Source organism: Streptomyces sp. NPDC046881, from assembly GCF_040645015.1.
GTDB lineage: Bacteria > Actinomycetota > Actinomycetes > Streptomycetales > Streptomycetaceae > Streptomyces.
On the sequence record NZ_JBEYXJ010000001.1, the window covers coordinates 1 to 20,222 of the forward strand.

Annotated in this window: 20 protein-coding genes and 2 pseudogenes; 9 read left to right on the forward strand and 13 right to left on the reverse strand. The window is 70.3% G+C overall.

The window, feature by feature from the left end; translation table 11 throughout:
- Positions 1-366: 366 nt before the first annotated feature.
- A complete protein-coding gene (locus tag ABZ923_RS00005) occupies positions 367-933 on the reverse strand; it encodes a hypothetical protein (RefSeq protein ID WP_361464568.1) in 567 nt (188 codons plus the stop codon).
- Positions 934-1,426: 493 nt separating this feature from the next.
- The gene (locus ABZ923_RS00010; protein ID WP_361464571.1) at positions 1,427-2,173 is read right to left on the reverse strand and encodes a hypothetical protein; all 747 of its coding nucleotides are present in this window, start codon (positions 2,171-2,173) and stop codon (positions 1,427-1,429) included.
- 365 nt (positions 2,174-2,538) lie between these two features.
- Between ABZ923_RS00010 and ABZ923_RS00015 the strand changes: the two genes are divergently transcribed.
- The 6 genes and pseudogenes from ABZ923_RS00015 (at position 2,539) to ABZ923_RS00040 (ending at position 4,613) form a co-directional block, all read left to right on the forward strand.
- On the forward strand, positions 2,539-2,739 hold the full coding sequence (locus tag ABZ923_RS00015; protein ID WP_361464574.1) for a hypothetical protein: 201 nt from the start codon (positions 2,539-2,541) through the stop codon (positions 2,737-2,739).
- Positions 2,740-2,769: 30 nt separating this feature from the next.
- Positions 2,770-2,955, forward strand: a complete 186-nt coding sequence (locus ABZ923_RS00020; protein ID WP_361464577.1) for a hypothetical protein — start codon at positions 2,770-2,772, stop codon at positions 2,953-2,955.
- Positions 2,952-3,137, forward strand: a pseudogene (locus ABZ923_RS00025) (GntR family transcriptional regulator); the annotation flags it as partial. The gene ABZ923_RS00020 and the pseudogene ABZ923_RS00025, both read left to right, overlap by 4 nt.
- Positions 3,138-3,785: 648 nt before the next feature.
- The gene (locus tag ABZ923_RS00030) at positions 3,786-4,022 is read left to right on the forward strand and encodes a hypothetical protein (RefSeq protein WP_361465263.1); all 237 of its coding nucleotides are present in this window, start codon (positions 3,786-3,788) and stop codon (positions 4,020-4,022) included.
- A gap of 31 nt (positions 4,023-4,053) precedes the next feature.
- On the forward strand, positions 4,054-4,197 hold the full coding sequence (locus ABZ923_RS00035) for a hypothetical protein (RefSeq protein ID WP_361464580.1): 144 nt from the start codon (positions 4,054-4,056) through the stop codon (positions 4,195-4,197).
- A 236-nt stretch (positions 4,198-4,433) separates the two neighbouring features.
- Positions 4,434-4,613 (forward strand): hypothetical protein, encoded by a 180-nt coding sequence (locus tag ABZ923_RS00040; protein ID WP_361464583.1) that lies wholly within the window; start codon positions 4,434-4,436, stop codon positions 4,611-4,613.
- Positions 4,614-4,782: 169 nt separating this feature from the next.
- Here the strand turns inward: ABZ923_RS00040 and ABZ923_RS00045 are convergent, their stop codons facing one another.
- On the reverse strand, positions 4,783-5,178 hold the full coding sequence (locus ABZ923_RS00045) for a hypothetical protein (RefSeq protein ID WP_361464586.1): 396 nt from the start codon (positions 5,176-5,178) through the stop codon (positions 4,783-4,785).
- A 105-nt stretch (positions 5,179-5,283) separates the two neighbouring features.
- A complete protein-coding gene (locus ABZ923_RS00050) occupies positions 5,284-6,339 on the reverse strand; it encodes a Glu/Leu/Phe/Val dehydrogenase dimerization domain-containing protein (RefSeq protein ID WP_361464589.1) in 1,056 nt (351 codons plus the stop codon).
- 113 nt (positions 6,340-6,452) lie between these two features.
- Here ABZ923_RS00050 and ABZ923_RS00055 point away from each other — a divergent pair, with 113 nt between their 5' ends.
- Entirely contained in the window at positions 6,453-6,917 is a 465-nt protein-coding gene (locus tag ABZ923_RS00055; protein WP_361464592.1) for an Lrp/AsnC family transcriptional regulator, read from the forward strand.
- Positions 6,918-7,000: 83 nt separating this feature from the next.
- Positions 7,001-7,868: pseudogene (locus ABZ923_RS00060) on the forward strand (IS5 family transposase).
- Between the two features lies 1 nt (position 7,869).
- Here the strand turns inward: ABZ923_RS00060 and ABZ923_RS00065 are convergent.
- A complete protein-coding gene (locus ABZ923_RS00065) occupies positions 7,870-8,271 on the reverse strand; it encodes a DUF6193 family natural product biosynthesis protein (RefSeq protein ID WP_361464595.1) in 402 nt (133 codons plus the stop codon).
- Between the two features lie 144 nt (positions 8,272-8,415).
- Positions 8,416-8,640 carry a transposase family protein gene (locus ABZ923_RS00070; protein WP_361464597.1) on the reverse strand — a complete coding sequence of 75 codons (225 nt, stop codon included), beginning with the start codon at positions 8,638-8,640 and terminating at the stop codon, positions 8,416-8,418.
- Here ABZ923_RS00070 and ABZ923_RS00075 point away from each other — a divergent pair.
- Positions 8,566-8,943, forward strand: a complete 378-nt coding sequence (locus ABZ923_RS00075) for a transposase (protein WP_361464600.1) — start codon at positions 8,566-8,568, stop codon at positions 8,941-8,943. The genes ABZ923_RS00070 and ABZ923_RS00075 overlap by 75 nt on opposite strands.
- A 237-nt stretch (positions 8,944-9,180) precedes the next feature.
- Here the strand turns inward: ABZ923_RS00075 and ABZ923_RS00080 are convergent, their stop codons facing one another.
- From ABZ923_RS00080 to ABZ923_RS00110, 7 genes are all read right to left on the reverse strand, one after another.
- Positions 9,181-10,827, reverse strand: coding sequence for a M4 family metallopeptidase (locus tag ABZ923_RS00080; RefSeq protein ID WP_361464603.1), 1,647 nt, complete (start codon positions 10,825-10,827; stop codon positions 9,181-9,183).
- 768 nt (positions 10,828-11,595) lie between these two features.
- Positions 11,596-11,820: a hypothetical protein gene (locus tag ABZ923_RS00085; protein WP_361464606.1), complete on the reverse strand. Its 225-nt coding sequence runs from the start codon at positions 11,818-11,820 to the stop codon at positions 11,596-11,598.
- Between the two features lie 369 nt (positions 11,821-12,189).
- Complete coding sequence (locus tag ABZ923_RS00090; RefSeq protein ID WP_361464608.1) at positions 12,190-12,357, reverse strand: hypothetical protein; 168 nt, start codon at positions 12,355-12,357, stop codon at positions 12,190-12,192.
- Positions 12,358-12,482: 125 nt separating this feature from the next.
- On the reverse strand, positions 12,483-12,776 hold the full coding sequence (locus tag ABZ923_RS00095) for a hypothetical protein (RefSeq protein WP_361464610.1): 294 nt from the start codon (positions 12,774-12,776) through the stop codon (positions 12,483-12,485).
- A gap of 755 nt (positions 12,777-13,531) precedes the next feature.
- Complete coding sequence (locus ABZ923_RS00100; RefSeq protein ID WP_361464613.1) at positions 13,532-15,448, reverse strand: hypothetical protein; 1,917 nt, start codon at positions 15,446-15,448, stop codon at positions 13,532-13,534.
- 1,492 nt (positions 15,449-16,940) lie between these two features.
- Positions 16,941-19,457, reverse strand: a complete 2,517-nt coding sequence (locus ABZ923_RS00105; RefSeq protein WP_361464616.1) for a M48 family metalloprotease — start codon at positions 19,455-19,457, stop codon at positions 16,941-16,943.
- Positions 19,458-19,472: 15 nt separating this feature from the next.
- A complete protein-coding gene (locus ABZ923_RS00110; RefSeq protein ID WP_361464618.1) occupies positions 19,473-19,970 on the reverse strand; it encodes a hypothetical protein in 498 nt (165 codons plus the stop codon).
- Positions 19,971-20,222 lie beyond the last annotated feature (252 nt).

The following is a 20,222-nucleotide window of genomic DNA, read 5'->3' on the forward strand; positions in this document are numbered from 1 at the left end:
TTATCGCCTCTCTACCGCCCCGCCCGCCGCCCCGCCGCGGGGCCCACGCCCACGCCCTTCCGGGCCCCCGCCCCCCCCCCCACCCCCCGCGGCCGGCGGCGGGATCTGGACGGCGCATCATCAGCAAGGAGCGCTTCGCGCGTGGCGGGGTCGTGCATGAGGTCGACGTGAAGGACCAGAACGCCGCCGGAGTTGCGCTCGGGATGCTGGACCGGGTCGGTCAGACGCGGTGGTGCCGCTGGGCGTGGCGGCCGGGGGCATCGCTCATGGCGTCGTAGCAGCGAGGGCCGCACGCCCGTCCCAGACTGGCCTGCATCCAGCTAGCTTCAGGAACTGGTTCGGCGTGATGGGGTCGAGCCGCAGTTGTCACAGTGCCGTACGCCCTGCCCGGGGCACGGCAGTTCCCGGTCTGGGATAGGGGCCGACGGTGCTGGCCTGCGGTGCGCGTCCCGGGCCTCGCACGAGTCGGTCCTGGCGCTGCGGGCGGACAGGAAAAAGGGTGGTTGTCTCACCGGCGTCGGCGTCCGCACCGTAGTCCCACCAGCCGTCGCTGACCTCCCACAGCGAGCGCGTCGAGCCATCCGCCAGGCCGAAGTCGTGGCGTGTCAGGCGTACCCAGACGCCACTGCCCTGAGGGCCGAACGGACTGCGGTGATCGTCCGTCCATTCGTCCAGAGCGACGGTGGTGTGGGTGCGTGCCCTCGGCAGCGCTTCAGCGAGGTCGTCGGGGACCGTCTCGGTGGCATCGGCCAGCAACTCCAGCGCCTCGCGGCTGGCCTCTGTTACCGCAACCGCATCCTGAGCGATCAACTCCTCGACGGTGCGGACGCTCTCGCCGTCGGCGCGCAGCTCATAGGCGCGCGCCGCGCCGATTCCGGCGTCGGCGAGGCGTGCAGCCTCGGCAGCCGTCCAGCACCGGGCCGGGTCGGCCATCGCGGCGAACGGCTGCCCGGCCAGGTCGAATCCGGTGCCGTTGAGGCTCCATCCGGCCTCAGCCCACTCGGCCAGCGCGGCCCCGGCTGCCGAGGGACGGCGACATCGGCAGCGTCGCGGACCGCGAGGATGCGCAGCATCCGGTAAAGGCGGTGCGGGGTGAAGTCGGTGGCGGCGAGTGCGGTGGCGGCGGCCTCGCTCGCGCCGATGGTGGCGTAGGCTGCCGACGACCGGCCGTAGGCCTGTGCGTATGCCTCCAGTGCCGTCCGCCGTTCGTCGGTCAGCGGCAGGACGTACTCCGTGATGTGGGTCGGTTCGTGGCTGGCGACGTAGATCCTGCCGGCCTGCTCATCCACGTGCAGGGAGTCGGCGAGGTGCTCGCCGGGGTAGTCCGTGGGCACCTCGTACAGGCCATGCGGTCAGTTGCCAGGGATGGGGCCCAGGCGTCCTTCGGCTGCGTCGGCCGGGGGCGGCGGGACGTGGTCGCCATACCTCAGGCCCAGCAGCCGCCAGCCCTGGCGACGCACCGGATCGGTGGGATCGTCCGTGCTGACGGCCACCACGTCGTAGGCATCGGCAGGTTCGCCTGCGAAGGCTGTGCGGGGAACGCCTTGTACCCACAGCACTGTGCCGGGATCCCAGGTGATCCGCCGCCGGGCGGTTTCCCCTGCCTCTCGGTCTCCAGGAGCATCGTGCCGGCGAGGACCTCGCAGTGCGTCAGTCGCGGGCTCGTCCAGGAGTGGTGATCGCCTGCATGAGCCAGCTCCACCCCCGCCCACTCCAGCAGCAGCCGCCCCTCGGCCCGGACAGCGTCCAGGCGCACGTCGACGTCGACGTACTCGGTCGGCTCCAGCTCGCGTCCGGTGCGGCCGCACACCGCACGCAGTACCTCCAGGAGCAGGTCACGGTGCTCGCAGGCCACGTGGGGCGTCGCGCCGTCCCAGCGGTCGATCAGCAGCGGCTCGATCCGCTCGATCCACAGCCGATGAGCGCGCACCGAGCGCGGCACCGAGACCCGTACGCCCGTCTCCGCTGTGGCCAGCGGCGGAAGCCAGCACAGGCCGTCGCGAAGTGGTCCGTGAGCGCGCCAGCGGTCCGGATCGGTCCGGGGGGTCGGCTTGGCGGTCCGCTCCTCGTGGCCGGCCCGCAGGCGTTGCAGGGCGGCTGCGTAGGAGATGCCTTCCTTCGCGGCTAGGCGCCGAGCGCGCGCCTTGAGATCGTTACTCCCGTGCTTCGCCATGACGAGTCCTCCGGACGGTTCCCCACGCCTCCCGCCACCAGGCTCACGACCGTCTCAGGCATGCCGCAGCGTCGCGGGCCCCCGCCCGGACCCTGGTCCGGGTGCCGGGCTTTCCCGGCGAGCCTTCAGCCTTGACCACCCGGCGGCGTGGGCGCCCGGATGATGGCCTCGGGGAGTGCGCGTCCAACCCCGCTCAGGACTCTAAAGGCAGGCACTGACAATCCCTGGTGGATCTCCGGAAACGGGTCCGAGGAGGCGGCACAAGCTGCGGGCGGAGGTGTCGCCTGCGGAGCGGGGTCGGTCGTGTGCCGCCGTTCCGTGAACCTCTATTGCGATCATCGCAAAATTCTGCGATTCGTCGCATCATGCGTCCGGTTGAAGAACTGACCGCCCTGCGCCACCCCATGCCCGAACCGGGCACCGTCATCCCCGAGGCCTGTTACGCCGACGCCTGCGAACAGGTAGCGGAGCAGCGCAGCAACGACGCCCTCGCCCTGGAGGCCGCGGGCCAGGAACTCCGGACAGACCCGCTGCTGCTGGCGCTCGACGACCTGAAGGCACATTAGGAGGCCGGGGACGCCCGGATCCGGCAACTGTTGGCCTTCGGGCGCGAGTTCCACGGCAGCCGCCCCTACGGGCTGGAGGAACTCGCCCGCCACGCCGGGTACAGCCCCTCCGGGGTGCGCACCGCCTACGGCGAGGCGGAGATCAGGCAGGTCGCCGCACAGATCGGCCGGGAGCCGAACCGGCCCCGCCGCGACACCACCGGAAGCCGCCGGTGAACGCGGCGGACGGCGCCGCGCCGCCCCCGTCAGATCTTGCACTGCTGCCTCCCTACCAGCGGACGGCGGCAGACTTGAGGCGGAAGATCCTGTCCGGACAGCTGCGGCCGGGTGAACGGCTGCCTGCCGTGCGCAGCCTCCAGGAGCAGTACGACATCGCGGGCGCCACCGCCCAGGCGGCACTGCGCGTACTGCGCGCCGAGAGGCTGGTCGACATCGTGCACGGCAGAGGCACCTTCGTCACCGACCCCCTCCCCCAGGCCGCAAAGGCAGTGCCCGGCAAGACGGCCGACGCCCGCCACATCGAGGTGCTGGAGGACCCATTGCGCGACGTCCTCAGCGGCATCCGGCCGCAGGGGCACCCGAGCTGGGGACTCAACACCTGCTTGGTGAGCAAGGAGGTGCCGACCGCCTACGCCAAGCCGGCCACCACGTGCGTGCTCGGCACCATCGACACCTTGGCCCCGGAGCCCGCGGGATCGCCAACGCCGTACCGCCACGCCTGGCCCCGTGGGGTCTGGCGAGTTGAGGCTGGGCCCCACGCCACTTCTTCAGGCCGGACCACCAAGCACTGCACCTTCCTGCGCATCCGACCCCAGCCCCCGGGTCCCCCAAGCATGGTCGGCCCGTGGGCGGCTGCTCGGCGGAAAGAATGTCGCCGGGGAGGGAAAGCGATGGTGGTAGAAGACGATGTTCGGTGTCCGCCGTACGGCCGCCGGGGCGCGGCGGCTCGCCGTGGATCGCGAGCACCGCACGGCACTGCTTGGGACACCCACAGGCGGCCGGGGGCGCCGCCCGCACCCGACCGCGAGCGCAGACAGGAGACGCAGGTGACCGCCATACCCCAGGGCCGGGACTGGACCCGGATGAAGCGCGCCGATTTCGACGACTGCGCCCCGCTGAACCTGGTCGACGCGGCCGTGTGCCGGCCGGTGCCCGCCGTGCCCGACGAGTGCGGGACCCAACCCCTGTTCGGGAAGGACCCCAAGCCCCCGCGTCCCCGCCGCCCCCGCACGCCGGGCCGGGCACCCGCCGAGGACTTTGAGAACACTGACACCTTGTTCTAGAGCGGGCACGTCGCGCCCGTAGGGTGCGGGCATGACCGACCCCGTCCCGCTCACCGGCCGCCAGGCCAGCCGGCTCATCACCGTTCTCCGGCACGGGCGGAACCTGGACGTTGCGGCCGCGGAACTCGGCATCGATCTGCGCGCTGTGTGGGCCAGGGCCCGTAGCGACACCTGACTGGCGATCGCTCTCGCCGGCCGGGATCCCGACGTCCTCGAGGAACGCGGCCACACCCTGCGGGCCGACTTCCTTCGCCTCCTGGCCCTCGGGATCTCCCCGGGCCGGGCAGAGCTGATCCTCGGGATCAGCGGTGCGGGGGCCTGGCGGGGAGACGATCCGACGTTCGCGGCCGCATGCGACGCGGTCAGCGCCGCCTCCTCCCCCCCCAGGTCATCCGGCTCACTCCCCAGCGCGTGGCTCGTTTCCTCGGGGAACTGAGCAAGCCGGGCACCACCGTCATCGCGGCCGCCGCCGCCATCGGCGTGAGCAGCGCGGCGATCTACCAACGGCGCGGCCGGGACGCGGAGTTCGCCAAGGCCCTGGACGAGGCGCGGGCATCCGCCCGACAGGCCACTCCCAGCGGGCCACGTTGAATGGGACGCAGCTTTACGGTGCTCGCCGGCCCTCGCCTGCACTGGGCGCGGAGGCGTTGTCAGGGTCTGTGCGCGGCCGGCCGGGCGACGTCTTCAGGATGCGGGAACGGGGTTGTGCAGGCCCGCCGCCGGTAGAGCCCCGCACCTCGCATTCCCCTCCTCGATGTGGTCAGCCCCATAGGGCGCCCCGACGGTGTTCCGGCGACGTCTGGGGCTCCGCCCGCGGCACCAGCGGGCGCCACGGAAGATGGACGGGGTTACGCCAGGCCCTCGCGGGCGGGAAGAGGTCGCCGTGCACGGGCCGGACGCTCGCGCCGTCGGGGACGTGCGCGAGCAGCTCGTCGAGCAGGGGGTGGCTGGTGTCCACCGCGACCACCGGGTGGGCACCGGAGCCGCAGCCCAGGTCGACGGCTGTGCCGGTTGCGGTGCGGGTCAGGCCGAGGCCGGCGAGCAACTCGGCCTGCCGGTCGGCGACCTTCCGCAGGTCGCCGCCCAGCATCCAGGTGTAGTGCTCGGCCAGCATCCGGTCGTAGTGGTCGACGGCGCTTCCCGTGTCGGGGGACATGATCCTCCAGGTGTGGTCGGTGGCCCGGCGCCCGGGCGACACCGGTGACGGCCGGTCCCGGTCCGACTCCCGTGCCGGCGGCTCGTGTTCGCGCGCCCAAGGGTGCTAGGCGGCGGAGGGGCCTGCGGGGTCGGACGCGGCGTCCAGGCGGCGCCGGGCCAGCTCGTCGGCCGCCTGGGCCGGGGTCCGGCCCCGGGATTCCGCGGTGTGGAGCAGCTCGCTGACGGTGTCCTCGATTGCGTCGACGCGTGCGCGTGCCTCCTCGGCGGCGAGGCGGTGGACTTCGACGCTGACGGCATGGATGACCCCGCCGGCGCTCGCCACGTAGTCCGGCACCCAGACGATGCCGCGCCGGTGCAGCAGGTCGGCGACATCCGGCGTGGCCAGTTGGTTGTTGGCCGGCCCGACCACGGCGCGGCAGCGCAGCTCGGCCACGCCGTTGCGAGTCAGGAAGGAGCCGAGGGCCGCGGGGACCACGATGTCCACGTCCGCGGCGTGGATCTCGTCGGGCGCGGCCCAGTCGGCGCCCAGCTCGTCGCCGATCCTCCGCTTGGCGGGGTCGACGTCGGTCACCGTCAGGGCGGCGCCCTCGGCGGCGAGCAGCCGGGCGAGGCCCGCGCCGACCCGGCCCAGACCGGCCACGGCCAGCCGACGTCCGTCCAGCCGCCCGGTGCCGTACAGCCGCCGGCCGACGGCCCGCAGAGCGGCGAGCGTTCCCCGTGCGGTGTGCGGGGACGAGTCGCCGCTGCCGCCCAGACGCGCGGGCCGGCAGAAGACGTGGGGGGTGGTCCGTCCGATCACCGCCATGTCGTCGGGGCCGGTTCCGACATCCGGTCCGGTGGTGTACGTCCCGCCCAGCGACTCGATGGTGTCGGCCACGTCTTCGAGTACGGCGCCACGTCGCTCCGGTTCCAGCACCGCGCCCTCCGGCAGGGCCACGACTGCTTTGCCTCCCCCGCTGGGCAGCCCGGCCACGGCGAACTTCGCGGTCATCGCCGCGGACAGGCGCAGGGCGTCGGTGAGGCCGTCCCGCCAGTCGGGGTAGTGCCACAGGCGCAGGCCTCCCGCCGCCGGGCCGAGTGCCGTGGAGTGGACGGCCACGATCACCGGCAGCCGGGAACGCCGACCGGTGCGGACCACTACCTGCTCGTGATCGAGCATCACTGCGTCCTTCCTTCGTTCGTGCGATCTGACCCTCGCAACACTGCCCGATTGATCCTCTGCGCGGGCCTTCCACCGAACGAATGAGTGAAGTTGGGCTAGGGTCGCCGACCATGGATGAACTTGATTCGGAGATTGTCCGGCTCCTCCAGACAGATGCGCGGCGGTCCAACCGCGACCTCGCCCGACAGCTCGGCATCGCCCCCTCCACCTGCCTGGAACGGGTCCGGGCGCTCCACCGCCGCGGCGTCATCCGCGGCTACCACGCGGACATCGACCCGGCCGCCCTCAACCGGGGCGTCCAGGCGCTGGTGTCGGTCCAGGTCCGCCCACTCAGCCGGACCGTCATCGACGGCTTCAAGGCCTTCGCCGCACAACTCCCGGAGGTGCTGCACGTCTTCGTGCTCTCCGGAGGCGACGACTTCCTCCTCCACGTCGCCGTGCAGGATCTCGACCGCCTGCACGCCTTCCTGACCGACCGGCTCAGTAAGCGCGGCGAGGTGACCGGCTTCCGCACCTCGGTCGTCTTCCAGCAGGTGAGCAACACGGCACCCAGCCGCCTGCCTCCGGCCGACTGACACGCCAGGAGGCGGGCGTCCGCGCCTCAGACCGCGTTTGAGATCTGCCCTAGCCGTGGGCTGACGTGCTCGTTCATCTCTCCATGAGTGGTTCTGGGGGCGGATATCCGTCGGATCTGACGGACGAGCAGTGGATGCTGGCGGAGCCGCTGCTGCCGCCGGCGCGGGTGGGGCCGAAGGGCGGGCGGCGGGAGAAGCATCCGCGGCGTCGGATCGTGGACGCGGTCTTCTACGTGGTGCGGACCGGGTGCGCCTGTTCGGCAGCTGCCGAAGGACTTCCCGCCGTGGCCAACGGTGTACTGGTACTTCACCTGGTGGCACGACGACGGCACCGTCGAGCGCGTCCACGACGCACTGCGGGAGAGGGTGCGCGAGGCTGACGGCCGCAATGTCGAGCCGAGCGCCGGCCTAGTCGACTCACAGTCCATCCGCACCGCTGACACCGTCCCCGCGGCAACCAGGGGCTTCGACGCCGGCAAGAAGGTCAAGGGTCGCAAGCGGTTCCTGGTCACCGACACCCTCGGCCTGCTCATTGCGGTCCACGTCGTCGCCGCGAGCGTCCAGGACCGCGACAGTGCCCGTCGACCGCTCTTGTGGGCCCGGCTCGACCACCCGCAGATCCAGAAGTTCTGGGCGGATCAGGGCTTCGCCGGCCGCCTGGTCGATCGGACCGCCCAGATCCTCGGCCACGAGCTGGACATCGTCCGTAAAGACCCTGGCCAGCGCGGCTTCCAGGTCCAACCCGAGCGGTGGGCGATCGAGCGCTCATTCTCTTGGCTCACCGCCCACCGCCGCCTCGCCCGGGACTACGAGACCATTCCGGCCCGGTCCGAGACCGTAATCCGCTGGGCGATGATCGGCATCGTGGTCCGCCGACTCACCCGTGGCGGATCGGCGACGCGGCCGGGCCCTCACCCGCTCGTACGCACCGCAGCTGGACAAGCTATTTGACTCAGCTGAGCGGTTCGAGGTCGTCGGGCGTGCCGTCAAGGGCAGGACCACAGTTTGGGGGGAGGTGCGAGGCTACGAGTTCCACGGCCTCATCGGCAGTGACAGCGCCACCAATCTGCTCCCGCCCCGAACCGCGCGGCTCATACAGCCGAAGAACACGGAAGTGCCGTTCGCCGTTGGGGAAGATCGAGGGCAGGTCTTGCGACCAAGGGAAGCGGGTGCACCGGCTGAACTGCAGCGATCCATGGCTGACCAGCGGAAACAGAGCTCGGAGGGCAGGGTTTGCGTATGCCGCCTCTACAAGGGCCTTGTCGATGAGGTTCGCGTCCATCTCCCGCACGACCTGCCACTTGGCTGCCACAGGGTCGTCTGGTGCTGTCCCGGCTATGTCCTTCTCTGCCATGCTCGGACATTAGCTGACTCTGCAACGGCTGCTTCGTAGACCGCCGTTCACCTTCCTCGCTGGTGAGCACTGCTTCACCGGTTCCGCATCTGTCACCTCCGTCAGGTAGCTCCCCTCAACAGCACCGGCCACTCCGGCGGCACCTCAGCCGCAAGACAGGGCAGATCTCAAACGCGGTCTGAGGGGCGTCGTCACCCACGGCCCGGCTCCCAGGTAGGCGCGGTCGGCGAGGATGGGGATGCCCTGGCGTTCGCAGATCCGGATGATCCGGTGGCTGCGGGCCGCGGTGAGGTCGTGCGCGCGGCCGGGCAGTGCGGGCGAGATCGACAGCAGTCGGCCGTCCGGATCGGTCACCAGCGGCACGTTCACGCCCAGGCGGTCCCACGCGGCAAGAGTGCCGTCCAGCAGGACGTAGTCGGGACCGGTCTCGCGCCCCTCCAGCAAGCTGATCACCGCGGTGGTGTAGGCGTGGGCGGTGCCCACCGAAATACCGAAGCCGACGGCAATCTGCGCGACAACCGTTCGCACCGCAACGTCCGCGCCCGCGTCGAGCACGTCTTCGCCCGCATGAAGACCTGGAAGATCCTCCGCGACTGCCGCCGGAAAGGCGACGGGGCTCACCACGCCATGCTCGGCATCGCCCGCCTCCACAACCTCACCCTTGCCGGATGACATGGAAACATCGCTGGTCAACCGGCCTGCCGTAGATCATTTACGGGACAACGCTTAGACGGCGTTCAAGCTAGCTTGGGCTTCACTTTGCTGATCAGCGCGGTCGCCTCGGTGTAGCGGTCGGCGAAGTCCGGGGCAGAGCCCGTCCATGTGGCTGACCCGCCCTTGATCTCCAGCTCCCTGGCCAGGGGCGGGCAGGGGGTTGAGTCCCTGCCCGTCCCCGGTGCGGTGTGTTTGTCAGCTGACGTTAACCGCGGTCCAGGCCGCGGCAACTGTCTTGGCTTCGGTGCTGTCCGCACCGAAGAGGTCCGCTGCCGCCTTGAGGGTGCCTTCGCGGGCTGCCTTGTAGTCGGTCTTGGAGGTGAAGTACGTGGTCAGCGCCTTGTACCAGATCTGCAAGGCCTTGTCGCGGCCGATGCCGGTGACCTTGGAGCCGTCCTGGGTGGGCGAGTCGTAGCTGACGTCGTTGATCTTCTTCGCGCCGCTCCCCTCGGCGAGGAGGTAGAAGAAGTGGTTGGCGACGCCGGAGGAGTAGTGCACGTCCTTGTTGCCGACGTCCGCGGACCAGTAGTCGGCGGAGCCGCCGTCCTTGCTGGGCTTGTCCATGTAGCGCAGCGGGGTGCCGTCGCCGTTGATGTCGATCTTCTCGCCGATGAGGTAGTCACCGGTGTCGGTGGAGTTGTTGGCGAAGAACTCCACGCCGGTGCCGAAGATGTCGGAGGTGGCCTCGTTCAGGCCGCCGGACTCGCCGGAGTACTCCAGGCCCGCGGTGTTGGAGGTGACGCCGTGGCTCATCTCGTGGCCGGCAACATCCAGTGAGGTGAGGGGGGCGGCGTCTTTGGTGCCGTCGCCGTAGGTCATGCAGAAGCAGCTGTCGTCCCAGAAGGCGTTCACGTAGGCGTTGCCGTAGTGGACGCGGGAGTAGGCGCCGACGCCGTCGTTCTTGATGCCGCTGCGGTTGAAGGTCTTCTTGTAGAAGTCCCAGGTCTCCTGGGCGCCGTAGGCAGCGTCCGCGGCGGCGGTGGCCGCGTTGGAGACCTTTCCGTCGCCCCAGGTGTCGCTGTCCTGGGAGAACAATGTGCCGGTGCCGTCGGAGCCGTGGTCGAGGTTGTAGGTCTTGTGGCCGCCGCGGGTGCCGTCGGTGAGGGTGTACGACGATCCGGACTGGGTGCTGGTCAGGTCGACCTTGCCGCTGTACTGGGTGTTGCCGGCGCCGGTCTCGATGCCCTGGTATTGGAAGAGCTTCTTGCCGGTGGCGGCGTCGGTGATGACGTGCAGCTGGCTCGGCGTGCCGTCGTTCTGGAAGCCGCCGACGACCGTCTCGTAGGCGAGGACGGGCTTGCCGGAGCCGGCCCAGATCACCTTGCGGGCGCCGTCCGCGGCGGTCTTGGCGGAGCCGAGCGTCTTGGCGGCGGACACCGCCTGCTTCTCGGCCTTCGCCGCGGTGATCTGCGGCTTGAGCGAGGCCACCTTGATGGACGCCGTGGTCGCTCTGGTGACGCCCTCGGCCTTGCCGGACTTGGTCGTGTGGACGACCAGGTCGCCGCCGAGCACCGGCAGACCCGCGTAGGTGCGTTCGTAGCGGGTGTGCACGGTGCCGTCGGTGTCCTTGACGACGTCCTTGACGACCAGCTGCTCCTTCGCGCCCAGCACTATTCGCTGCGCCGTGGTGGCGGCGCCGGCCTGCGCCTCGTGGATCAGGGTGGTGCGGGCGGCGGCCGACAGAGGGGTCGGGGCCGCACCGAGCGGCTTGGCCGCTGCGGATTCGGCTGGGATCTGGGCTGAGGCGCTGGTGGCCAGACCCGTGGGCAGCAGAGCTCCGGCCGCCACCGCGGTCGCGATGGCCAAAGCGGTGCGCTGATGACGCACGTTGAGGAGGCTCACGAACAAAGGCTCCTTGTTGTGGAGGGAATGCCGCCGGGCCGGTATGGGGCCAGCCCGAACAGCTGTGGAATGCAGCGGGTGACTCAGAGGCTGCCATACATGACGCGTACATGTCATGCCCTCTGAGTGGTGTGGGTTGAGAACCGGCCGACCCCTCCCACCAGGGAAAACGGCATGCCGAAGTCGCCGCGCGGTTCAGCGCGGCTGGCAGCAGTCGGCTCTGCATGAGCCGGCCTCACTGCCCTGCTCGACACGTGCGGCATTCAGCGGCGCCGGACCGTGCGCGCGGCCGACGGCCAACGGAAAACCGGTGCCTGGGACGGTGCCACGCGGAGCGCTTAGCAGGCGCCGAAGCCCCGCCGCCGCGCACCATGGGCTCCTTTGCGCCGGTGTCCGGCACGCCAGGGCCGACGCCTGCGTCGCGTCACTGCGGTTGCCCGCCAGAGGCAGACGCGTGGTGTCAGGTCGGGCAGGTGTCGAGCATGGCCGACAGAGCCGCCTTTTCCTGGCCGGTGGTGGTCAGCTTCCAGACGGACTTAATGTGCGTGTAGTCCTTGGCGTAGGTGCACCAGAAGGCGTGGTTGGTCGGCTTCCAGTCGGCTCCCGCTGTCGGACTTCGGGGTGTTCGAGGACTCGGAGGCGATCAGCAGCTGGGGATCTATGAGGTCGCTACCGAAAGCTTTCCTCTGATCCGCACTCCAGGTGTCGGCGCCGGAGCGCCAGGCCTCGGCTAGGGGCACCATGTGGTCGATGGTGGCTTTGGCGACTTCAGTGACCGTGGTGTCGTCGTACGACGAGTACCAGGAGCCCGGACGCGGGCTGACAGCTGCTCGGCTTGTTCTCCCCGTCCTTGCCGTCACGGGCCAGGACCGTCTGCCGGGTGGTGCAGCCGTCCGTCTGGGTGGACCAGATGTCGAACTTGTCTCGGGCGTAGCCGTCCATCGAGTGCGGGGCCTCCACGACGAGTGCTGCCAGCTCTTGCCGGGCGGTCACCGTGGACGGCGGCGGGGGCGGATCAGCCAGGGCGGGAGCCGCACTGGCACCGATCAAAAGTAAAGCCGTTGCGGGCAAGCCAAGGACTGCGTGACGCATGAAGTCTCCGAACGTGGTGGGGGGTTGGAGATGCGGTCATGAGAAAACCGCAGTTGCCCATGGGGCGCTACGCGCGTTGACGACCTATGACAACTCCCCCACGTCACCTTCACTCAACGGCCATCGCTCCCTCCATGTACCGGCCGGCCGCGTACCTGCCGGACACCACCGTTCTGGAGGTGCAGCCGGAAGGACCGTCAGGGCTGCAACGAAAGAACAGGGACTTGGGCAGGCCTGGTGGCGGGCTGCCATCAGGCCTGCCTCATGTGGTCAGCGTCTGCGGGCCCAGCCGGAGCCGATCCCTGCCACGTGCAGTGCCAGAGCAGTCAGCCCCAGCAGCATCACGTTCGTCGAAGAGAACACATCATTGGTACTGACGTCCGCCGCGTTGATCAAGAAAGAGACGAAGAACAGCACCGCCGCGACTATGCCGAGCATGAAACGAGCTCCTCTCAAAGGGGGTGAAGCCCGTATGCCCGGCCACCGCCACCACAGACGTAGGAACGCTGTGAAGCCGGTGCCCCTCGGCGCGAGCTGGTCGGCTCATCCTGGGGGGCGGAGCCTCAGGCGTGAGCGTGACGAGGGCTTGCTGCCTTGTTCGAGGCCGCGTGATGCGCGGGCCGGACCATCTCGGGGGCCTCCAGACGTCGCAGGGACAAGGCGGCGGTGACGAGGAGCCCGGTGAAGACGGCCAGGAGGAGGACGGACACCCACATCTGCCGACTCCCCGGTGCCTGCCAGCTGGTACAGGTGGTGCACACCGCCCACAGCAGGACGCCCCCGGCATAGAAAGTGCGGACCCGGTACAGCTGCCGCACGGCCCGTAGGAACATGACGCGTTCGGTCTTCAGTGCCATGCGCAGCCGTATACCCCGGGGCACGTTGTTCAGCGGCCCCGGTGTTCTACTCCTGCCTTACCGCCACCTTCCGCTCTTGCTGCATAGCGCACCTCTCGAAGTCACGCCGCACCGCTGCACCTTCGTCTTCGACCAGTCCTGCACCGTCCGGAAAGTCCAGAACCACCAGTGCACCCGAGGAGCTCCTGACCGCAATGGCCCGGCTCATCGCAGGCGAATCCGAGGCCCGCACCCCCAGTGGCAGCGGTGGTGGTTGACCCGACGGCACCGAGGTGAAGCTAGGCAGCGGCGGACGGAGCAGGGGGTGCTGTCGCAGGCCACTTCGCGCCGACCTCCAGAAGCCACGAGAGGGACGCGGACAACCTCGCGGGTACCCCATCCGGTCGGCCGCCGGTCGGGACCGGGGTGAGGAGGCCGGCGCGCGACGGCGTTCCACCGTGTTCGCCGCCAGCGGTCTCGGCTACGCGGTGGGGCCCGCGCAGAGACCGATGACGTTCGAGGCCGTCGTACCCCACGTCGAGGCTCCTGGAGCGTGGGCTCGCGGCCGCGGTCGGCCAGGTTCCGACCTCCTGGCTGTGGAGTGTCCGCGCCTGGATGATCTGGGTCGTGGGTTATGGGGCGCAGGAGACAAGATGTGACGCCCGCGTGCTGGAGCCCTGACCGACGGTACGGATACCAGCCTCCAGAACCTAACGAAGCACGTGTGCAGGAGTTCAGCTTCGGGCTGCCACGGCCGCCGTGTGAGGGGTCGGTGTTCAGCGCGAGGCTGCCACGGCTTCCGCGGCCGCGGTAAGGATGCGGTGCAGGACGGGGACCGGGATCGCCGGGTTGGTGACCGCTGCGGATGCCGTGTCGCGATCGTGCAGCAGTCCGGCCAGGACGCGGGCTGGCAGCCGCGGATTGCGCACCGCGGTGCCGCGGACGTGAGCCTCCGGGTCGTTCAGCAGACGCACCGCGTCGGCCGGTGACAGCCGGGGGTCCTCAGCCGCGCGGCGGCGTACCTCGGCTTCGGGATCCCGGGCCAGGCGTGCGACGTCGGCCGGTATCGACTCCGGATCGTCCAGGGCAAGGCGGCGCATCCGCCCGCTGGGGTCGGTGGTGTAGCGCAGCAGGCCCCTACGGGGGAAGTTGGGGTGGCTGCGGGGCCGGTCGGGGTGGCTGAAGCTGCCGTCCCACCAGCGCCAGACCTCCAGCAGTATGTCGGCCGGTGCGTCCTGGCACGATTCGGCGAGGAATAGGCGGACCACCCGGTCCTCGTCCCGCGCCAGGTGCGCCACGACATCCGGCGGGAGGTGCCGGGCTCGGGCCACACTGCGGCGGACCAGCGGGTGGGACGACGCGGCGAGACGGCGCATCGCGTCGGCGTCGCCGTGCAGGTCCTCGACCCAGGGCAGGGTGTGCGACATCGACGTCGGGTCCAAGTCGTGGCGCACCGCGGCACGTTGTTCCTCGGTGAGATCGGGGCGCAGCGCCACCGCGGAGCGGATGTCGTCATGCGGGTCCTCCGCCAGCACGGCGACGCCGTGCGCGCCCAGGCCCGGGTTGGCGGCCAGCGCTCGACGTACCTCGGCGTCCCCGTCCCGGACCAGATCCGCCTCCAGCTCGGGCGCGAGGCGGCACCGTTCGAGCGCCCGCCGCGGGTCGGGCAGGGCGGCGAAGACCTCGCGAGGCATGGGTATGCCGGTGTGGTGGGCGAGCAGCGCAGCCGTTCGCACCGCGTAGTCGGTGTCGGTCAGCAGCCGCTCCCGCAGCGGCGCAGCGAGATCCTGCCACCGGGCACAGGCCGCCGCCCGCACCCGGGGATCGGCGTCGGCCGCAAGGCCAGGGAGGTGCTGTGCGGGAAGCGACGGGAGTTCGGCGGCTCGCGCGCGGGACGGGCCGGCGAGGAGGTCGTCGTACAGGTCCTCGGGGAGTTCGGCGCCCCAGATGCAGGCGCGCTCCGCCCAGAGCACGCGTCGATTCGGCGACGGCTCGGCGCGGACCAGGTGTATCCACTGATCGGACGTGAGCTTGGGCCGGAAGGTGTCGGCGGCCCTTGACCGCACCCGCGGATCGGGGTGCGCCACGGCGGCGTCGAGGACGGCGGGCCGGTCGCATCCGTGCAGGAAGCCGTCTTCCACATCCAGCAGCCGGATCAGCAGTTCGTCCGTCGCGGCCTGATTGGACCCGATCCCCTCCGCCCAGTGCAGAGGCCACGCACCTGGGCCGGGCGCCGCCGCCCACACCTCGGCGCGATCGACCTTCGTCTCGCGGCCGGCGGCCGCGGCAGCCTCCTCCAGCCGCTCCGGCAGCCGGTCCAGGGCCGTCACCCGAGGCCCGCCCGCGCCGGGCACCTCCGCCAGCAGCACCTGCCCGTCGAGGGAGAGCGCCACGAACCCGGGGTCGCCGGTCAACTCCGGCACGCCGCTCCCGGCGTGCCGGACCCGGGTCCACCAGGAGTCGTTGCCGCCGATCCGGTGCCCGAGGACGGCCACCAGGAACTCACCGTCGACATCACAAAGACGACGCCACCACGCGGCATCGAGCACTCGGACCACGCCGTCCGGCGCCGCGATCCCCCGCCCGATCCGCCAGCCGGCCTCCGGCGGGAACAGGCTGCCCGGGCGCACGTCCTCAACGACCGTGAGTCCAGCACGTGCGAGTAGTTCGTGGAGTTCCACTCTGTGCTGCACCCGGTCATGATCCCCGCCGGCTCGCAACGGGACAAGGCCCTCGCCCCGCTTCACCGGCTCGACCCCGTATCGGGCAGCTGCATACCCAGGTCGACTGGGGTTGGGGCAACGGCGCCGACGCGATGCGCCGCGCGGTCAGCCACTATCAGGAATCCGGCGCTGCAGATCCCGCCTTCATCGTGAGCCAGGTCGGTGACGTGATAATCAGAGCGGCAAAGGGCCCCGAGGCGTAGCCCTGCGGCGCTGACCTTCGGCATGCACGGGGCATAGGAATCCGTACGCATGCGCGCCGACCGGGGCGGCCGGGGACCGGGACCAGAATGCCGTCCACAATCCCCAGCCGCTCGGCCGGCTCCAGCGTGAGCAGCGGACCGCGCCGCTGAGCAGCGAGGCGAGCTGCCGCATCGTGTGCGTCGCACCCGGTCAGCCAGCGGAAGCCACCACGGATGGCCCCACCCGCGGCCCGGTGAACGCCCGCTCCCACACCCGCTCGGTCCTCAACTTTGCCTGTGCGCAGGAGGGGCCCTGCTCGCGGCCTCCTACAACACCCTTCAGTACCACAGGTACAGGTGGTACTTGAACTTTCCGTCAGTGCCGAGGCCGGGGTCGCACTCCCACGTCCACGTGGGGTGCAGGCTCACCCAGTACCACCCTCGGTTCTCGCACTCCGCACGGGTCCAGTGACTGCTGTAGAAGTGCTTGGTCGCCTGTGCGCTCCGGCCGTCCAAGACGCTCTTCGTGCTGGCGGCAGCACTGGGCGACGTTGCGGGAGCCGCCTGGGCAGGTGCGGCCATGAGACCCAGTCCCACGGTGGTTCCGAGAGCGAGCCCTGCGATCATCTTGCGGATGTCCATCGGTATCCCTTCCTCCGGTGAAGGCCCTGGCCGGAAGGCCCGGGCCGCCGCACTTGTTCGACGGCCACCACTTTGCTCACGGGACCTTGCCCGAATCTTGGAGCATCCTTGAATCAGCTGATCAGGGCACCGTCCGCGCAGGGCGTGCAGGCGACTGGCCTCACACGGCGTTCCAGTGGGGAGCCACTTGGTCCGCTCGACGGCCTCGGCCAGCGGAACGCCGTGGGCTCCAGCGATGGTGCGGGCGGCTCGTCGCCCCGTAACCGGGCCCAGCCCCGAGTGTTGATTAGATGCGCGAGGCAGACCAACGCACGGTCTCGATAGCGATGGTGAACGCCCGTTCGCCCGCCTCATGGTGCCGAACGGGAGCAGGCCAAGGCCCATGAGCTGAGTGGCGTGCCGGGGAACAGGCGGGCGAGGTCGAAGGTGGCGGGGTTGGTGTCGGCGGCCAGGAGCAGCAGTCGCTCGCAGGGGCTGTGGGCGCAGGCCGGTGACGCTCGCGGCTTTGAGCCATCCTGCGCGCGGGCTGGCCGCCGTTGAAGGCGGCGCGGCTTCCCGCGCCGGCGTCCTTCGCGGTCTGACGGGGTCGGCTGCCGTGGCCGGCCTGCGTGAGGCCAGTCGGTTGCGGTCGTGAGGTGTCAGCCTCTGAGCCAGATCTCCCAGACGTACTGGTCTGCGGGGAGTGCGAGAGCCACGGAAGCGACGTCGGCTGCGACGAGGACGACGAGGGCCAGGGCCACGGTCCAGGCAAGGGGCCGGGCAGGTATCCGGCAGCCGCCTGCTGGGCGCGTGTCGCGCAGTGCGGGTCTCCGGCTCCGGGCGAGCGCTCTTGCGGCGGCTCCCAGCACGGCTGCGGGAATGACGGCCAGCAGCCCGCGCAAGGTGATGGTCCGCAGGTCCCCCGCGAGCACCTCGGGGTCGAACGGGACGGAACAGTGGCGGGTGGATGCGCCGAAGAGGCGGGTGCAGCCGACCACCGCGAAGGCCGGCGCGCGGCCGAGAGCCGCCGTCAGCGCGGTCAGCGATACGGCGGCCAGGACCAGTGCGGGCCGGTGCCTTCGGACAGTCGCGGAGAGCACCACGGCCACGGCCCCCTGGGCGACGCATGCGAGGGCGATGTAGGAGTGCCAGTAGACGGCCGGGAACCCCGTGTCCTGCTGTGTTCCGGAATAGTGCAGGACGGCCGGCGGCAGTGCGGTCCGCGTGAGGAACGGCAGAGCCGTGCCCGCGGCGACCACGGAGATCCCTCCGGCCAGGCCCACGAGCAGAGCCGTCCCGATCCGTGGCCGGACGTCAGCATCGGGGCCGCTCACCCTGCCCGAGAACAGGAGGAAGGCCAGCGGCACGAGCCAGAGCAGCATCAGGCCCACCAGGGCGGACGGGAGCTGTCCCTGCACGGTGAGCGGCGTCCATGTGAAGCCCGTCCAGCGGCCGAGCACCGTGTACCAGCCGATCGAGGAGCCGATGTCCGGGGCGTCTCCCAGGACGGGCTGGAATGCGTTGCTCGCGTCGACTCGCCGGAGGGAGTACCAGACGGCGAACCACGGGGCGAAGGAGACGACGGACGTGGCCGCCACCGCGTACAGAGCTTTCCGACCCGGGGCCCGGGGAAGCAGGCCGCGGGCCGCGGAGACGAGCCAGACCGTGACGCATATGGCCCCGGCCAGCAGAACCGGTCCCGTTCTCAGCAGCCAGGCGAAGCCCTGGACCTCGATCGTGGTGGCTGGCAGCTCGGTTCCGTCCGTGATCAGAGGCAGGCTGGCTCCGGCGAGGTACCCCCCGACGAGTCCGGTGGGAAGCGCCAGCCAGGCAGCCCTGGGGGGCCGAGGTTCCAGGTCGGACGCCGCGGCGGTGCGCCACACGGCTGCGGCGAGCACTCCCGTGAGTCCGGCGCCGATGGCGCAGCCGACCGTCAGGTTGCCCGAAAGGGTGTTGAGTTTGCCCAGGAGCAGCCGGAACAGGGTGTCCACCAGGTCATCGGCGCTGGCTGTGAAGACGCCTGCCACGACTCCGGCGGCCAGCATCTCCCACGCGGTCGGGCGGGTGAGCAGGGCCGGTTCGCGCAGGACGCGCTGCCGCGTCTCGGGTGTCGGCCAGTACCCCAGCCGGCGGGTGAGCCGGGCGAAGGCGGCGCGTGCGGGGCCTTGGCCCGAGGTGGGCCGGTCCGGTAGCCCCCGGGGGATCGCCGCCGCCCCCTCGTACCCGACCTCCGCCGCAGCCGTGGCGTCGGCGTGCAACTCGCGGGCCCGCAGGACCGAGTTCCGCACCAGGCGGACGAGCAGGGTGAGGGCGGCCGCCAGCCCCAGGGCATGCGGCGCGTCCACGAGGTACTGCAGGGCGCCTGAAGGGACCACGGGTGGCCCGCCGGACCACGCACTGTGCAGAGCCAGCGCTCCGAAGGGCATCACCGCGACGATCAGGAAAGCCCACCCGATACCGAAGGCCATATAGGTCTTGTCGACGTCGCGATTGCGCAGGTGGGCCAGCTCGTGCACGATCACGGCGCGGAACATGTCGCGGTCGTTGTGGAAACGCTTCGCTAGACCGGAGTCGATGATGACGCGCCGTCGCCGGGGCAGGCCGAAGGTGAGCCCGTTCAACGAACCTGCCGAAGTGTCCAGCAGCCAGACGGGCTCGGGTTGCACGCCGACCGAACGGCACAGATCGGCGAGGTACTCCGCCATCTCCCGCTCGTCCGGCTTGTCCTTCGAGGGAAACCGCGACAGCGTCCGCGAGCGCAGGCTCTGCAGTGCCGGAAACCTCTCACACCTGCTGCGGGTCACCCACCAGGGGTGGGAGAGGTAACAAGCCAACGACACGGCGCACAGCAGCAGGAACCCGATGCCGACCCACTGCGCCTGGTCCACGAAGGCGGGCTGCTCACAGGCCGACAACAGGCGCCGCGATTCCTCGTAGCCCTGGCTGGTCTGGTCCGGGAGCGAGATCCGGCGGTCCTGGAAGCATCGGCTGAAGGTGCCGAAGAAATAGTCCGCGTTCTGCGGGACGAGGAAGTAGGCCTGAAGGAACACGTACAGGCCACCCGCACCCACGGCCGCGATCAGAAGGACGAACCGGCTGGTCGTACCGCCGGGAAGACCGGGTGAAGCCCGCTGTCCGGTACGCCGTCCGGTGAATGCCTGTCTGTTCGTGGTCATGGCGCGGCCGCGGTGCTAGCTGGTCGGCCGCGGAGCGCGGCACCGGCCTATGATCGCGTCCGCTATCAGACGGGAGCTCTCCGGAGCGACCCCACAGTCGTGGAGGGTCGTTTCCACCACGTGCCTGAGCGGTTCGATGTCCTCCTGCCGCAATTCGATGGCGGCGGTTCCGGAGGATGCGCTCTCGGCAGCGTCATCCGGTGCGGTCGCGCCCTGCGAGCGCTGTCCGAAACGGAAGATCCGTCGCAGGGCTGAGACGGTGCCTTCCCTCGTGACGTGCTGTAAGTGTATTTCCGCCAGGCATTCGACGGCTTTGGCCGTGGCGGCCAGGACGACCGGCGTCAAGACGAGTTCGACCGCTTCGGATCCGAACCCGAGCGGCGACCTCCGTGACCCCTTTCCGGACATCGCCCGTCGAGGATCGGCGAAGTACGCTTGGCTGACCGCCGAGAACATCGGCACTTCTTCCGGGGCTAATTCCTTGATCACATCCCTGGCGATTTCCGTGATCACTTCTCGATGGGGTCCGTCGAGTGCCCCTCTGCGCGCCACAGTTCCTCCCCCGTCCGTGACCACACTTGACGTCACGTCATTATCAAGGCCGACGCCACTGACCGAAACAGATCGCCTTGCCTCTCTGGGTGCACGGCTGCGCTGTGGGGGCGCATGGCGCACATAGAGGGAGCGCAATACGGGCGTGCGGCTCCTTCAACCGCTCGAACGCGATATCCGCAGCTGGCTCGCCGACTGGAACGAACGCCCCCA